This window comes from Shewanella intestini (genome assembly GCF_018221465.1).
GTDB lineage: Bacteria > Pseudomonadota > Gammaproteobacteria > Enterobacterales > Shewanellaceae > Shewanella > Shewanella intestini.
Map to the genome: position 1 here is coordinate 42,898 of NZ_JAAIKR010000009.1, position 14,579 is coordinate 57,476.

The 14,579-nt window shown below is 42.8% G+C and carries 16 protein-coding genes; 11 read left to right on the forward strand and 5 right to left on the reverse strand.

Going from position 1 to position 14,579, the window contains the following annotated elements; all coding sequences use genetic code 11:
• Positions 1-34: 34 nt before the first annotated feature.
• Together G3R48_RS10290 and G3R48_RS10295 are read right to left on the reverse strand one after the other, a co-directional pair.
• Positions 35-772: a dienelactone hydrolase family protein gene (locus G3R48_RS10290; RefSeq protein WP_153664773.1), complete on the reverse strand. Its 738-nt coding sequence runs from the start codon at positions 770-772 to the stop codon at positions 35-37.
• A 71-nt stretch (positions 773-843) separates the two neighbouring features.
• Positions 844-1,833 (reverse strand): 2-hydroxyacid dehydrogenase, encoded by a 990-nt coding sequence (locus G3R48_RS10295; protein WP_153664775.1) that lies wholly within the window; start codon positions 1,831-1,833, stop codon positions 844-846.
• Between the two features lie 292 nt (positions 1,834-2,125).
• Between G3R48_RS10295 and G3R48_RS10300 the strand changes: the two genes are divergently transcribed.
• The 3 genes from G3R48_RS10300 (at position 2,126) to rluA (ending at position 3,719) form a co-directional block, all read left to right on the forward strand.
• On the forward strand, positions 2,126-2,542 hold the full coding sequence (locus G3R48_RS10300; RefSeq protein ID WP_153664777.1) for a hypothetical protein: 417 nt from the start codon (positions 2,126-2,128) through the stop codon (positions 2,540-2,542).
• Positions 2,543-2,634: 92 nt separating this feature from the next.
• Positions 2,635-2,925 (forward strand): hypothetical protein, encoded by a 291-nt coding sequence (locus tag G3R48_RS10305; protein ID WP_153664779.1) that lies wholly within the window; start codon positions 2,635-2,637, stop codon positions 2,923-2,925.
• Positions 2,926-3,044: 119 nt separating this feature from the next.
• Complete coding sequence (gene rluA, locus G3R48_RS10310) at positions 3,045-3,719, forward strand: bifunctional tRNA pseudouridine(32) synthase/23S rRNA pseudouridine(746) synthase RluA (RefSeq protein ID WP_153664781.1); 675 nt, start codon at positions 3,045-3,047, stop codon at positions 3,717-3,719.
• Positions 3,720-4,487: 768 nt separating this feature from the next.
• On the opposite strand, the gene hutZ is transcribed toward rluA, so the two are convergent.
• The 3 genes from hutZ to G3R48_RS10325 all read right to left on the reverse strand — a co-directional run bounded on the left by hutZ (position 4,488) and on the right by G3R48_RS10325 (position 7,812).
• Positions 4,488-5,045 carry a heme utilization protein HutZ gene (gene hutZ / locus G3R48_RS10315; RefSeq protein WP_153664783.1) on the reverse strand — a complete coding sequence of 186 codons (558 nt, stop codon included), beginning with the start codon at positions 5,043-5,045 and terminating at the stop codon, positions 4,488-4,490.
• Between the two features lie 57 nt (positions 5,046-5,102).
• On the reverse strand, positions 5,103-5,612 hold the full coding sequence (hutX, locus tag G3R48_RS10320; protein ID WP_153664785.1) for a heme utilization cystosolic carrier protein HutX: 510 nt from the start codon (positions 5,610-5,612) through the stop codon (positions 5,103-5,105).
• A gap of 163 nt (positions 5,613-5,775) precedes the next feature.
• The gene (locus tag G3R48_RS10325; RefSeq protein WP_153664787.1) at positions 5,776-7,812 is read right to left on the reverse strand and encodes a TonB-dependent hemoglobin/transferrin/lactoferrin family receptor; all 2,037 of its coding nucleotides are present in this window, start codon (positions 7,810-7,812) and stop codon (positions 5,776-5,778) included.
• 353 nt (positions 7,813-8,165) lie between these two features.
• Here G3R48_RS10325 and G3R48_RS10330 point away from each other — a divergent pair, with 353 nt between their 5' ends.
• The 8 genes from G3R48_RS10330 to asnC all read left to right on the forward strand — a co-directional run bounded on the left by G3R48_RS10330 (position 8,166) and on the right by asnC (position 14,444).
• On the forward strand, positions 8,166-8,966 hold the full coding sequence (locus G3R48_RS10330) for an energy transducer TonB (RefSeq protein ID WP_153664789.1): 801 nt from the start codon (positions 8,166-8,168) through the stop codon (positions 8,964-8,966).
• Between the two features lie 20 nt (positions 8,967-8,986).
• Positions 8,987-9,757, forward strand: a complete 771-nt coding sequence (locus tag G3R48_RS10335) for a MotA/TolQ/ExbB proton channel family protein (protein ID WP_153664791.1) — start codon at positions 8,987-8,989, stop codon at positions 9,755-9,757.
• A complete protein-coding gene (locus tag G3R48_RS10340; RefSeq protein WP_153664793.1) occupies positions 9,757-10,179 on the forward strand; it encodes an ExbD/TolR family protein in 423 nt (140 codons plus the stop codon). The genes G3R48_RS10335 and G3R48_RS10340 overlap by 1 nt, the downstream gene beginning before the upstream one ends.
• Positions 10,180-10,282: 103 nt before the next feature.
• The gene (locus G3R48_RS10345; protein ID WP_153664795.1) at positions 10,283-11,173 is read left to right on the forward strand and encodes a heme/hemin ABC transporter substrate-binding protein; all 891 of its coding nucleotides are present in this window, start codon (positions 10,283-10,285) and stop codon (positions 11,171-11,173) included.
• A 59-nt stretch (positions 11,174-11,232) separates the two neighbouring features.
• Positions 11,233-12,249, forward strand: coding sequence for a FecCD family ABC transporter permease (locus tag G3R48_RS10350; RefSeq protein WP_153664797.1), 1,017 nt, complete (start codon positions 11,233-11,235; stop codon positions 12,247-12,249).
• Position 12,250: 1 nt separating this feature from the next.
• A complete protein-coding gene (locus G3R48_RS10355) occupies positions 12,251-13,180 on the forward strand; it encodes a heme ABC transporter ATP-binding protein (RefSeq protein WP_228497461.1) in 930 nt (309 codons plus the stop codon).
• A 250-nt stretch (positions 13,181-13,430) separates the two neighbouring features.
• A complete protein-coding gene (locus tag G3R48_RS10360; protein WP_153664799.1) occupies positions 13,431-13,661 on the forward strand; it encodes a hypothetical protein in 231 nt (76 codons plus the stop codon).
• 321 nt (positions 13,662-13,982) lie between these two features.
• On the forward strand, positions 13,983-14,444 hold the full coding sequence (asnC, locus tag G3R48_RS10365) for a transcriptional regulator AsnC (RefSeq protein ID WP_153664801.1): 462 nt from the start codon (positions 13,983-13,985) through the stop codon (positions 14,442-14,444).
• Positions 14,445-14,579: the final 135 nt, after the last annotated feature.

Consider the following 14,579-nt stretch of genomic DNA (forward strand, 5'->3'; position numbering starts at 1 on the left):
ATCCCCTTGTATGCCCGTGATTAACTTAAAAACTCTACTTTAAAGTGCGCTGGAAAAAACTGACCGCCTGTAAATACATTTGCACTGCTAATGCAGGGTCGAAGCGTTCACCTTCATCGCGCATAAATGCGTGCTGGGCATTGACTTCTAACCAGCTAAATTGGCTTTGTGCTTGTTCAAGGTGTTGGTAAATTAATTTGCGACCTTGTGGCGGCACATGCGGGTCTTGCTTACCAAATACCATCACTAATTCGCAGCGAATATCCGCGATACGTGTTAACGAGTCATTGTTAGGCAAGCACGGTAAGGTATTTGAATGAATGTCGGTGGGATATAAACAAAAAGCGCCGCTGATATCCGGGTTTAATGCCGCTCTAAATGCCAAATGACCGCCAATACACACGCCCATTGCGCCAATATTGGCAGTGCAATACACTTGTTCACGAGCAAAGTTAATCAACGCTTGCGTGTCAGTGTCGTGGTTCTCTAGCGGCTTGTTAAACTTGTCTTGGTTGCCTTTGTCTTTGCCTGCTTCGTCATAGGCTAAAACAGTGCCAATAGGGTTCAATTCATGGAAGATTTCAGGCACAAACACCACAAAACCATGACCGGCCATCATGGCTGCAGCGCGGCTAATCGGTGCGGTTTCTTGAAAAATTTCAGAATAAAAAATGAGACTCGGAAATTGTCCTGCTTGATCGGGTCGGTAAACGCTGGTGCGCATCATGCCGGTTTCAGTCAAAATCTCATGGCTTTGTTGAACAATATTCATATTCCCTCACAAACAGTAGGCCAAAAAAAAGGAACTCAATTGAGTTCCAATTTATCAATAATCACGACGAGTTAACACAGCTCATTGCCCGATTTTTCACCATTAAAAATAGCAACCACATTATTTAATGTCGTCGTCGCAATGGCGTTAAGCGCTTCTTCGGTTAAGAATGCTTGGTGACCGGTGAAAATCACGTTATGACACGCAGATAAACGACGGAAAACATCATCAAGAATGATTTCGCTTGATTTGTCTTCAAAGAATAAGCCTTTTTCGTTTTCATAAACGTCCAAGCCTAAAGCGCCGATTTGACCGTGTTTTAACGCTTCCATCGCGTCAATTGCATTTAATAAACCACCGCGGCTTGTATTAATCACCATCACGCCGGGTTTCATTTTATTAAAGCTTTCGGTACACAATAAATGGTGATTTTCTTCCGTTTGCGGGCAGTGCAAACTAATAATGTCTGACTGTGGGTAAAGCTCATCAAGCGTAACGTACTCAACACCAAGGTCGATAACCGCTTGGTTTGGGTAAGGGTCGTGAGCAATCACTTTACAACCAAAACCTTGGAGGATTTTAATGGTTGCTAAGCCAATTTTACCGGTACCAATCACCCCAACTGTGCGACCAAACATGTTAAAGCCCACTAAACCTGATAAAGCAAAGTTTGCATCACGAGTACGTTGATAAGCTTTATGAATTTTGCGGTTAAGCGTAAGCATCAGTGCAATAGTATGCTCTGCCACTGACTCTGGAGAATATGCTGGAACGTTAACTACATCCATACCAAGACGTTTGGCCGCTTTTAGATCGACATTATTAAAGCCAGCACAGCGCATAGCAATAATTTTAGTCCCACCGTTAGCAAGCTCAACGAGCACTTCTTCACAGAGTGAATCATTAACAAATGCACACACCACTTCGTAGCCTTTAGCTAGAGACACGTTTTGCATGCATAGGCGATAATCGAAAAATTCAATTTTTGCCCCTACAGACTGATTCGCTTGTTTAAAATGATGAATGTCATATGGCTTCGCACTAAAAAATCCAATTCTCATACTTATCCCTACTCGCAAAGGCGAGAGTCAAATTACATTTCTAATCGGCAATTTTATGCTAAAGGCTAAATTTTGTCGTTAAGAGTGCCTTATAGTGGTGTATTTTTGTGATCTAGCTAACTGCAAGCCACTATAAACGCTACCCTATTTAACATACCGATAAGATGTTGCCCCATTTGATATCGACGAGTGCACAATCTGCGGCATTAAATTAGCTTCTGTTTATTAGAATCGAATACACTAAATAGACTATTTACATGAGACATCTCATGGACACTTTGTTAGGTTTTTTATGAGCAAACAACAGCAACCTCTTTCTGAAAAACGCTTCTGGTTTGAACGGTTATCTAAAACGGTTTTACGGGCCCTACACATTGTTGGTGTCGTGGGTGCTGGCGGTGGTATTTTGGTGGGTGCAGATAAAGGATTGTGGATTCATTATTGGATGATGGCGATGACAACCGGCTCACTGCTACTGATTTGGGAAGTGGTGAGAGACTGGCGCTGGTTAATTCAATTAAAAGGCGTACTCACACTGATTAAAATTGGCTTGTTATTTTTATTTATTCCATTGGCAGCGCACAAAGCAGAACTGATTATTTTTATCATCTTACTGTCTGTCATCGTGTCACATGGCCCGGCTGGATTACGTCATTATTCAATCATTCATCGCAAGGTCATTCACGCTAAAAAAGAAATTAAGGGCTAAGGGTAACGGGTTTAAATTTGTACAATTGTCTCCACAACGAGACAATTTCGTATATAGTAAATTTTGAAGCCCGCTTAAAAATAGGACAATGGATGTTTCCTTACCCTGAACAATATCGCCTTGCAGCGCCGCCCTTAATGACCTCTTTAATGGTATTTTGGGCGTTGCTGAGCCAACCCGTATTTAATGATGCCAGCCCTTTTGCGTTATACCCGCTGTTTTTATTGTTTCCTATTGTCATCCTCACACATGGTTATTTAATTTGGCACGCACAAGGACTCACGCGCCTTGACCAAGTTTTTTATGGCTTAGTGCATATCCCCTTGGCATTTGTGGTATGGACATTCACTATTATGCATGTCAACGGCAATGCATTTTCATAAAGGTCGCCTCGTTGGTTTAGCTTGCTGATAAACAGATAATTGCCGAGTTTGGTGTCATCACACTTGCACCAAGAAGTCACTCGCAGTAAGGTGTCGGCGACCGACACGAAGAGACTCATATGGCTGACTTTATTTACACCCCACCCACTGTTCCTTGGCTTGATATTATTCATCAAGACCGCGATATCATTGTGCTCAATAAGCCTTCAGGATTGCTTTCAATACCGGGGCGAAAAATTGAATATCAAGACAGTGTTTTCCAACGTGTATTAGCTGAGCACCCCAATGCACAAGTGGTACACCGTTTAGATATGGCAACCTCTGGGGTCATTGTATTGGCACTGCGTAAAAATGCTGAGCGAGAATTAAAGCGCCAGTTTCGCAACCGAGAAACGGCTAAAACTTATTACGCACGCGTTGCTGGGCACATGAAACCCATTGAAAAAGTCAGCTTGCCCCTGATTTGCGACTGGCCTAACCGCCCAAAACAAAAAGTGTGTCATCAAACAGGTAAGCCCTCTGAAACCGGGGTTGAAATTATCAGTTATGCACCGCGTTCGACGTTAGTTAAGCTCACGCCTATCACAGGACGTTCGCACCAGTTGCGGGTGCATATGATGGCATTAGGCCACCCGATACTTGGCGACGGTTTTTATGCCGATCCATTAGCAAAAAGTCAATCACCGCGGTTACTGTTGCATGCAAGTCGATTACAGATTTGTCATCCATACTCTGGAAAACCCATGACATTTGAAGCTGCAACCCCTTTTGTCATCCCAACAGTTAATCAATAAATCTTGCTTAAAAGCCATTTAATACCAGGGTGTGTTGACCTTTGCGGTGTGAATGTCGTTCACACATGCATTGGTAACCACATCATTAAGAATGCCAGTGATAATGCGCTCAAACAATCACCCCATCATCGCCCCCTCTCTCGATCAGAACATTTAAATAACTGACTGAATAATATCTTTAAAAGATCTTTATTTGACCATAAATTGAAGCAACGTTAACCCGCGCTCCAATCTCCAACCTCAACAGACAAGTCACGCCAGAAAATACCGTTACCGCAGCACAAGAACAAACCCAAGTGACAAATGAGATCACGCAAAATACGGGGCAATGAAAGATGTCACGGGTGACATTGCACAAGCATCCGTCACAGCCATCAAGAAGCGCAGTAATTAAAAGGCAAGCAAAGGCACTTAATGACTTAGTGACTTAGTGACTTAGTGACTTAGTGACCATTTTTATTTTATGAACAAACTCGAAAATTTTTGGCCAACGCCTAAATAAGGAAAGCCCCAATTTACATGAAGTAAACTGGGGCTTTTTGCCATTAAAGTGAGTAACAAATCGTGTTAAAACAATATCATCTTTTGGAGTTGCCGTGATTGTATTTGTTTAAGTCAAACCGCAATAAAGCAGAGACATATTCACTTATCATGGCAAATATCGTAACAGCTACAAATGCACTTAACAGGCACTAAACCAATACAAATGCATTGCAAAAATACTACAAGCCAGGATAAAAAAGCAGCATAAAACTCAGTTAACCTAGGCTAACTGAATTCTGATAACGCTTTTTCAGCGGGCTCTTTTGGGGTGCCATGATGACCATCACGCTTCCAATCTACATCAAGTAACTCTGCACCTGACAAGCTAAATGCTTGACCAAATCCTTTCACGTACAAGCCATGATGCGGATTTAGTTTAAATAGATTGAAGTCAGTTAATCCTGCTAGATTGTCAATCATTTCGCCAAAACGTGCCGACAACGCCGCTACACCTTTAGTAAATGTTTCACTATCACGGGCAACCATTTCAGCTGTCGCATCAAAGGTTAAACGCTTACGTGCAAACACACTTTTCGACTCAGACTCATCAGCAACGAGCATGACAGACAGTTTATTAGAGGCTTTTAAGTTAGTGCCGTGGCGTGCTAACTCGCTGACCAAAATATAAAAACCATCATCGGCCAATGCAAATGGCGCATAACTGGCGTTAGGTACACCATTAGCATCTTGCGTTGCCAATTGTAAGGTTGAACGTTGTGCTTTGAATTCTTCAATTTCTGGAAGAAGTTTCTCTCGTAAGCGTTGCTCTTTTTCTGTCGACATCACACATTCCTTTTGTCTATTTTCTATTCAGCAGCGATGACAAACCGTCATCAACAACTAAGCTGCAATATTCACGCTATCTTTAAGTGCTTGAAAACGCTCAACCTGTTCACTTAATAACACGCGCTTTTTGTCTCTGCCTAAATACACTTTAAAGACCACTTCACCTTGTGCACCAAAGAAGTTAATTGCGTGGCTTTCAGTGCCTCTGAACGGCTTGCTGATCAGGGCAATTGCACTGAGTTCATCGAGCTTTAAGTGGCCATGTAAGCCTTCACCTTTGGTGATTAAGTTGTAGTAACCATGGGCGTACTTGCCCTTAGGGAAGCTGCCTTTGAATTCAAAAATGCTACCTGATGCCGACACAATCGTGGTCATATTGCCCCACTCTGGTAGTGAAGCCAGTAAGTTATCTTTTTCTGTCAGTGGTAATAAAGCCAACTGCTCTGAAGGCAGTGCTTTAACGACGTCTAACTCTGTGATTGCTAACTCAGCTGCAACTTGTCCAGGCATCGCTGCTGGGTTGTCGGCAAGGTACTGCTTGATTTGTTCTATTGATACAGCCATGGAATATCTCCAAATATTTAATCACCCTAATATACACATCTTAAATCTTGAAAAAGCCGCTCAAGCTTTTAGCCTTGAGAGGCTTTCCAGATAAAGAGCAAGTGTTATCCACACGATTGCGCTCTCACCTTAGTCTCATTAATTCGTTTACTGGGTAAAAGCATTAAAACGAGTAACGCGCTGACAATTTGAAATTTCTGCCTTGCTCATACAAGGTTTGCCACGCTTGGCGATATTCCTCATCACCGATATTTTCTACTGCAAAATCAACACGCAAGCCTTCAAATGTCCCCATAGCTGGTTCCCAAGCTACGTACACATCCCACAATTTGTACGAGTCATATTGCTCTAGGTTGTCAGTGGGTAACTCGTCTTGCTCAGCAACATAAGTAAAACGAGTACCAAACTTCATATCGCCTTCCATAATAGTTTGCGATAAATCTAAGCCCATTTTCTTAGCTGGGATATTAGATAGATACTCATCTGACGTTTGGTCTTTACCTTCAGTTTGACCATAGTTGAAGGTCAAACGAGTTTGCTTATAACGGTAACGAGTATTGAATTCAAAACCGGTTAATTTAGCTTCGTCTACATTGTTCCAAGAGGTCGTTTGCTCAAGTCCTGGAATCCCATAAAATGGGTTAGATACTGACTGCTCGATGAAATCATCAACATCATTTCTAAATGCACTTAAGGTCACCACTAACTCATCATCGCCCGCTAAATCAGCAAAACGCATGTCGGCTTTGATCTCTTTGTTTTGCGCTTTTTCTGCTTTCAGTTCTGGATTAATCTCGAAAGTGTTACATAAGCCATCTGGCAAGAAACCTGGGATAGAAGGAATACAATAATGGGTACCTGTTGAGTACATTTCTTCCATGCTTGGTGCACGGAATGCTTCGTCGTAACGTGCACTTAAGGTTAACCAATCCGTGGTTTTCCACACTAGGCCAACAGATGGCGTAAACGCATTGTCGTCAGATGATTGGTTTAAGTTGTTACTTTCATTTTTGAAGGTGTCATAACGCACTGCAGCATCTAGTGCCAAGGTATCGGTTAGGCTAATATCGGCTTTGGTGAAAGCCCCCCAAACCGAAGACTCACCGTCGATATCATCAGGACGTTCACCCGCTTGGCCATTATCGTCACGTACAGTATTAATGGTGTCTTTGTAACCATCAACCCCATATGTCAGCACAGTATTGCCAAAGGTAGAGCTGTTATTAAGGCTAAAACCTATGGTGTCGTATTCCGTGCTATCAACTTGGTCCTTAGTGACACGATCTTCGTCGTAATTAGTGCTATTCCAATAAACGGTGGCGTTTAAATCCAACAATGAGTTATCTGTTGGGTTTAAGCTGTAATCTAATGTCACGTTTTGATCTGTCGTATTGCGTTGAACTAATGGTACTGAGCTGCCCACGTTAGTCGCTGGATTACTTGGTACTAACTCATCAGTATCTGAAAAACGTGCAGAAAACTGTAGACGCTGATCATCAGTTGGTTCCCAACCTAATTTAGCTAAACCGCTCGTTGCTTTTGAAGCACTGTTTTCAAGGGTTTGGTCGTTACCAATCTTGATATTGTTGCTGTCGTGGTAACTACCGCTTAATAACCAATCAATATTGTCAGCTAAACCATATAAAGTACCGCTGGTTTTGATCTTGTCGTCGTTGGTTTCAAAACCTTGTTTGATGTAGCCACCAAAGGTATCACCTTCATCTAAAAAGTCTTGGGCTGATTTGGTATTTTGTGCAACCACACCACCAATCGCACCACTGCCCCATAAGCTACTTGCAGGGCCACGCACGACTTCGATTGAGCTGAGTAACTCAGGGTCCATGAAATAGGTACCACGGTGACCAGAATTGGTGTTTTGACGTGCGCCATCAATAGTTTGTAGTACTCGCGGTCCACTTAGACCACGGATTTCAACACCTTGAGAGGAAGCTCGAGGACCATTAGTCACACTAACGTTAGCTTCGTTTTTCAGTGCATCAGCCACCGATGAAGGTTGTGACACTTGCATTTTTTCTTCGCTGATCACTGTCACGCTTCGGCTAGTGTCAGATACTTTTTCACTGATACGCGTTGCGGTAACTAAAACTTCATCAAACTCGGTGACTATTTTGCTTTCTTGTGCATATGCGGTTGTACTGAAAACCATTGCCATTGCGACTACAAGTGGCTTCTTGGTCATGATTAAATCCTCAAATTATAAATACAAAATTCGGCTTAGTTCGAGAGAGGTAATGACCACTTTGTGTTAGTGAAAAAACGAATGAATCATTCAGAAAAACTAATCACAAAGTAAGATTATCGCCTAACTAATTGCCGCACTTTACCTGAGAACAAAATTCATTACAAATGAAAATACTTATCATTTGCAATCTCATTACATGTGTTATACATTTATTAGCACCATGTTAATTGCCATTTTTAAGTCATTGTAATTATTAGCTTTGTAAAAATAACGCCATTTCCAGCTAACTGATTGCTTTTCTTAAAAATGATCAATATTTAACCGAATGCTGTTATGGAAGAATATGGATTATGACCCCTAGACGATATTTTGCTTTTGGATGTTTAACCGTTTTAATCCAAGGAGGCGTACTCGCCTCTCAAAATACTAAGCCTGACATTCAGCTCGCGGCAGGCTCCGCAATGGGATCAAATCAAGCGGTTAGTGTCATGGTGGCAATGCAAGCAAGTGCACAAGCCCAAAGCACTGAGCAAACCATTAAAGAAGTGCTTCCAGAAGTTAAACTAGAGCCGAAGCCAGAAGTTAAACCAGAGCCGAAGCCAGAAGTTAAACCAGAGCCGAAGCCAGAAGTTAAACCGGAACCTAAGCCAATACCTGAGAAAGTCGTCAAAACCGATCCTAAAAAGCCAGCACCCGATAACGTCATCGCAAAAGTTGAAGATGTCATTGAGCAAGACATCGTTGAACTCATACCAACGCCTGTAACTGAGCAACCTCAAACCGAAAAATCAGATACCGAACTTGCCAGCACCGATGCAAGTGCAACCCATGAACAGCAACAAGTGGAGGCCCAGCAAGGCATTACTCAACAAACCATCGCGTTACAGAAACCGACATTTTCAGCGCCGCCATCACAACCTAATTACCCAAGAAAAGCGCGTAAAAGAGGCTTTGAGGGCACAGCGACAGTGGAAGTCATGTTTAATCAAATGGGTGAGCAACTTTCGCTCACTTTAGTTAATAGTTCAGGTTATAGCCTACTTGATGCAGCTGCGATTGATGCAGTTGAAAAGTGGCAATTTGCCGCACCTTCACCGCAAACCGCTTTTGCTTACACAGTAAGAGTCCCAGTGAAGTTTGCGCTAAATTAATCTGAAGATAGGAAACCAACATGTCTCAACCATTATATTTGCAGCTCTGTGAGCAATTAGGTTACTTAACTTGGCCGCTGCTTATTTGTGCTTTTTTAGCATTACTTATCATTCTTGAACGACTTGCGTTAATGGCCAATGAGTTATTAAAACGTGACGCTTGGTTAACTGAACTGAGAAAACAAACTCGCAGTGCAACCCCAGAGCAGCGTCAGCAATTAATTACTCAATTAAGCCAAGGCCACACGATGTTAGCTAAAGGAACAGGCCTGTTGTTATCCCATGGTGATCACCCTAGAGCCATGCGTGAAGAAATTTTAAATTTATGGCTAATCAAGCAAAAAGAAAAACTGCAATCGGGCTTAAAAGTATTACACATTATTGGTGTCATCACTCCGTTACTGGGCCTATTGGGCACAGTATTAGGGCTGATTGAAATGTTCAGCCAGCTAGGCATTTCAGACGGTCCTGTCACGCCATCACAATTGGCAACTGGACTTGGACTAGCAATGAATACTACAGCTGCAGGGCTTATCATTGCCGTGCCAGCCATCACCATGTCACATTTGATTGGGTTATGGGCTGAAAAACGCTGCAACAAAATGGCTCATGCGCTCAACCAGCTTAACTTATGGTTAGAAGGCTTCGACCAAGCATTAAATATTGGTTGTGAAGTCCCTTGCGGCGCAAATGCACCTTGCCTTAAAGCCAGTAATACCCACACAAATCAGCAACAGACCTCATCAAATATGCCACCGCCAATGACAGCAACCTTGTCGGAGCCAAACTGATGATTGGCTCTGAACAAGGCATAGGAACGTCGGCTCAAAGTAGCATTGGCATCGATCTTACGCCGCTTATCGACATCATTTTTATCGTATTGGTGTTTCTGCTACTGACAGCCAATACCCAGTTACTGACGCTACCTGTGAATGTCCCCACTGAAACCAAGTCAGAACTGGTGGGCTTATCTCAGCAAGAACACCTTGCAGTCAACATCATGGATGAAGCACCACATTGGGCACTCGACGGACAAACATTTGACCAATTTGATCAGTTTGAAGCCGCCTTTATTCGTGTATTGAATGCTTCACCTGATCTTAATGTGGTGGTTGCTGCAGATAAAAATGCGCCAGTACAACCATTGATGACCGTACTGGCTTTATTACAAAGACAGCAAATCAGTAATACCCAAATTTTAATGGAACCCTAATGACTGCACTTCTAATTACTGACAATCGACTCACAGTAAAAGAAACACAGAAGGTTTCCACAGGAATTTTGAGCCTTTATCAAATTTATTAGGAGTTTTAATTATGCTCAAGCAACAAACACGTCAATCTAAAACCTTTTTTTTCGCCAGCTTAATGGCACTTTCTGGGGCTATTTTTAGCTCAGCAACCATGGCTGAACAGCGCGTTGTCAGTGCCGGTGCTGGTATCACTGAATTAGTGATTGCCTTAGAGGGGAGTAACGAGTTAGTTGGTGTCGATTCTACTAGCCAAGTCCCTGAAGAACTCACCTCGATTGCAAAACTTGGCTACCATAGAATGCTGTCGGCAGAGGGTATTTTAGCGTTATCACCAACGTTATTATTGGGCTCTGATGCTATGGGACCTAAAAATACCTTAGCGGTTTTAGCTGGCGCCAATGTTGAAGTGGTATCGCTACCTAATGCCAATACTAAAGAACAACTCCTGCAAAATGTTGAAAAAATGGGGCAGCTGCTGGAAAGAGAAGCTCAAGCAAGTGCACTCACAGAGCAAATTCAACAGTCTTTTGCAGAAATTGATGCTAAAAAACACACCATCGCCAAACAAGGTGATGCCCCTAAAGTCCTTTTCCTACTGCTACAACCTGACCGTCCAGCACGTGTTGGCGGCGACGACACTGCTGCAGATATCGTTATTAACCTTGCTGGCGGCAATAATATAGCAGGTTTCTCAGGTTATAAGAGCGTTTCTCAAGAAGGTATTTTAGCCCTGCAACCTGATGTCATTCTGATTTCAAACCGCAGTGAAGAAGTGGCAGAAGATCCTGCAAAAACGCTATTAGCCCAAATGCCATTACTTGCTCATACCCCTGCAGGCGAACATAAGCTGATTAAAAACTTGTCAGCGAAAGCTTTGCTCGGCGGATTAGGGATCAGTGCACTCGAAGCTGCCGACCAGCTTGCCAGTGACTTTATTGAGATCCAACAGCGCTAAGTTTGTTGAACGGCTATAGCAAATATTAAACGTGCTGCATTAACGCACGAGGAACAATCATGGAAAATCAACGTTGGCTTTGGCCCTGTTTACTCACCACTTTGGTGATAACAAGCCTGTTGTCTGTCAGCATCGGACCATTACAAATTAGCCCTTCCACCAGCTTCAATGCCATGGTGAATTGGGCAACTGGACATCAATTAGCTGCGATTGCTCCTCATGAGCAACTGGTGATTAATAACGTCCGTTTACCCCGAACTCTTTTAGCTCTAGCTGTGGGCGCAACATTAGCTCAGTGTGGCGCTGTCATGCAGGGGTTATTTCGCAATCCACTGGCGGATCCTGGCATTATTGGAGTGTCCTCAGGAGCAGCACTTGGTGCAGCAATTTGTATTGTGTTATTCCCCCAAGGTAGTGAATACCTTGTGGCTTTTAGCGCCTTTTTCGCTGGGCTTATCACCACCTTGATTGTGTACCGTTTAGCATCGAGCCCAAGCGGTACCTCTGTTGTGCTATTGCTGCTTTCAGGTGTTGCCGTAGCCGCACTTGCAGGTGCGGGTATTGGGGTGCTGACCTATATGGCCAACGATATGGCATTACGTGACTTAACCTTATGGCAAATGGGCTCGGTCGCGGGAGCACAATGGCATTATGTTGTACTGAGCTTAATCGCCCTAGCCTTAATCAGTTGGCAATTTAATAAAAGCGCTAAGGCATTAAATGCATTACTGCTAGGCGAAGCAGAAGCAAGGCACCTTGGCCTTGATGTTGATAAGCTCAAACTCAAGTTAATTATTTTGTGTGCTATTGGCGTCGGTATTGCTGTTGCTGCTACTGGGATTATTGGCTTTATCGGTCTTGTTGTACCGCATTTAGTGAGAATGATGATAGGGCCAGATCACCGCTTTTTATTGCCTTTAAGCGCGATGTTAGGTGCTGCAATATTGGTGGTTGCTGACATTGGCGCACGCTCTATTGTTGCACCATCTGAGCTCCCCGTTGGCCTTGTCACGGCACTGTTAGGTGCGCCTTTCTTTATTATTCTATTACTCAAACAGCGCAATAAGTTGGTGTAATATGATGAGAAATCTAGAATTAAAATCCATGCTTAAAACACATAAATCTGCGCCTGCATTATCAGAATTAGCATTGGCTGGCGCTGATACCAACAACACGCCATTGACTCAACATAAGTCAAAGCCCGATGCATTCAGTCACTCTGCAGTGCAAGCCTCACAATCGGTTATCAATATCAGAGATTTATCTGTTCATATTGGCAAAAAAGCCGTGTTAACAGATATCAATCTAGAGATTATGCCCGGCCAAGTGACGGCGCTGCTTGGCCCTAATGGTGCGGGTAAATCCACGCTGTTAAAAAGCCTTTGCCAAGAAGTAGCATTAACCTCTGGTGAGATCACTTTACAAAACAAACCACTCGCCAAGTGGGATCGTGCTGAACTAGCGAAATCCCTTGCTGTTTTGCCACAACATGCGTCACTCACGTTTCCATTTAACGTCCACGAAGTGGTGCAGATGGGGTTATACCCATTAACCCTTAATCAGCAGCAAGGTGCTGATTTGGTGGATAAACAATTAGAACAAGTGGCACTGTCTGCATTGAAATATCGCAGCTATCCAACGCTTTCAGGTGGTGAAAAACAACGTGTGCAATTAGCGCGAGTGTTAACCCAACTTGCTCAGGCACCAAGTCAGCCAATTTTGTTTCTTGATGAGCCCACATCCGCATTGGATTTAGCTCAACAGCATCGCGTCCTAGAACTCGCTCAAAGCTTGGCTCGTGAGCAAAACTATTGCGTTATTGTGGTATTACATGACCTCAATCAAGCTTGCCGTTATGCCGACAGATTAGTGGTACTTGAACAAGGAGAAGTGGTCAGTGATGGCGCACCTTATGAAGCGCTAAGTGCTGAAGTGATCGAGAAAGTTTGGCACTACAAGCCCACCTTAGTTATCGACCCTAAAAGCAACCTCCCACTTATTTTTTAATATACAGAACTTCAAATATCGCGCAGCCTCCTAGCCATTGCTAGGAGGTCACTGCCATTTTTACTTTAATACCAATCACGATAAGTAAGAGTTCAGAAATAGTGTAGGCAAAGACTTGAGAACAAGGCAGATTTTTTATAAGTAGTTATTCTACAGCCAAAAAATCTAACACCGTTATCGCGTGTTTTCACAAGCTAGGGTGAACAGTTATTCATTACAATTGGTATAAAACCTTGTTAAGGACGCAACGTTGCAACAACCTCATCCACAGCTTAATTGGGCTTGGTTAAAACAAAAGATTATTGCTCATAAACGGCAACTCTTTCAGGCAAATACGATAGCAGTTGCCGCCACGTTATTAAGCTTACCTATCCCAATGCTAATGCCATTTCTAGTAGACAAAGTGTTGCTAGAAAAACCTAGTTGGCTATTAAACACCTTAATGGGAAAGATTATCTCGCTGCCATTGGCGCCAAGATGACCGTGAGTGCGTTGTGTAAAACTCACTCACTAAAAGTGGTATCGAGATTTTGCCTTTTGCTGCTGGCGGCGTTGGCATTCATATACCCTTTGCGGTTGCACTTCCTTTCGCCACTTTCTCGTTGACACTTTTACCATTGAGGAATCAAAATCTTACAAAAGTCATCGACATGACAATACAAGTCTACTAGTTTATGCATACTTGGTTCCATTGCGATTGTTCTGTCTTGGGCGAAAAATCTGATCGCAGAACCCGCTTTTAGTTCCCTTATTTTTTATCCCAAGTTCAAGTTTAATCGCTTAACTATTATGGCAATTTATTATGGAAAATTCATTTCAGCGCGATCAGCTCGACAATCAAATCTTAACCGCATTAATGGAAGATGCCCGCACCCCTTTTGCTGAATTAGCAAAACGCTTTAATGTCAGCGCAGGTACCATCCACGTCCGTGTAGAAAAAATGAAACAAGCTGGCATTATTACTGGCGCACAAATTACCGTAAACCCAAAAGCGTTGGGCTATGATGTGTGCTGCTTTATTGGGATTAATCTAAAAAGTGCCGGAGACTACCCTTCAGCGCTAGCCAAACTCAATGCACTCGAAGAAGTCGTTGAAGCATATTACACCACCGGTAATTACTCAGTTTTTGTAAAGGTAATGTGCCAATCAATCGATGGTTTACAGCATGTGCTCATCAACAGAATTCAATCTATTGATGAAATTCAATCCACCGAAACCTTAATTAGTTTGCAAAACCCGATAGTCAGGGCGGTTAAACCTTAGCCGTTTTAGCGATAAGTTAATGACAAAAACTGCCTGTTCAGTCCCCATGTTGGTAATAAGTATTTAAATAATCAACATGACTATTGTTATGATTTTGTGTTAAGAATGTTATTGAAGCGACGAAGATCGCAACAA

Excerpts from the sequence above, each read along its gene's own strand:
- G3R48_RS10290 (WP_153664773.1), bottom strand. The coding sequence starts at position 772 with ATGAATATTGTTCAACAAAGCCATGAGATTTTGACTGAAACCGGCATG.
- G3R48_RS10295 (WP_153664775.1), bottom strand. The coding sequence starts at position 1,833 with ATGAGAATTGGATTTTTTAGTGCGAAGCCATATGACATTCATCATTTT.
- G3R48_RS10300 (WP_153664777.1), top strand. The coding sequence starts at position 2,126 with ATGAGCAAACAACAGCAACCTCTTTCTGAAAAACGCTTCTGGTTTGAA.
- G3R48_RS10305 (WP_153664779.1), top strand. The coding sequence starts at position 2,635 with ATGTTTCCTTACCCTGAACAATATCGCCTTGCAGCGCCGCCCTTAATG.
- rluA (WP_153664781.1), top strand. The coding sequence starts at position 3,045 with ATGGCTGACTTTATTTACACCCCACCCACTGTTCCTTGGCTTGATATT.
- hutZ (WP_153664783.1), bottom strand. The coding sequence starts at position 5,045 with ATGTCGACAGAAAAAGAGCAACGCTTACGAGAGAAACTTCTTCCAGAA.
- hutX (WP_153664785.1), bottom strand. The coding sequence starts at position 5,612 with ATGGCTGTATCAATAGAACAAATCAAGCAGTACCTTGCCGACAACCCA.
- G3R48_RS10325 (WP_153664787.1), bottom strand. The coding sequence starts at position 7,812 with ATGACCAAGAAGCCACTTGTAGTCGCAATGGCAATGGTTTTCAGTACA.
- G3R48_RS10330 (WP_153664789.1), top strand. The coding sequence starts at position 8,166 with ATGACCCCTAGACGATATTTTGCTTTTGGATGTTTAACCGTTTTAATC.
- G3R48_RS10335 (WP_153664791.1), top strand. The coding sequence starts at position 8,987 with ATGTCTCAACCATTATATTTGCAGCTCTGTGAGCAATTAGGTTACTTA.
- G3R48_RS10340 (WP_153664793.1), top strand. The coding sequence starts at position 9,757 with ATGATTGGCTCTGAACAAGGCATAGGAACGTCGGCTCAAAGTAGCATT.
- G3R48_RS10345 (WP_153664795.1), top strand. The coding sequence starts at position 10,283 with ATGCTCAAGCAACAAACACGTCAATCTAAAACCTTTTTTTTCGCCAGC.
- G3R48_RS10350 (WP_153664797.1), top strand. The coding sequence starts at position 11,233 with ATGGAAAATCAACGTTGGCTTTGGCCCTGTTTACTCACCACTTTGGTG.
- G3R48_RS10355 (WP_228497461.1), top strand. The coding sequence starts at position 12,251 with ATGATGAGAAATCTAGAATTAAAATCCATGCTTAAAACACATAAATCT.
- asnC (WP_153664801.1), top strand. The coding sequence starts at position 13,983 with ATGGAAAATTCATTTCAGCGCGATCAGCTCGACAATCAAATCTTAACC.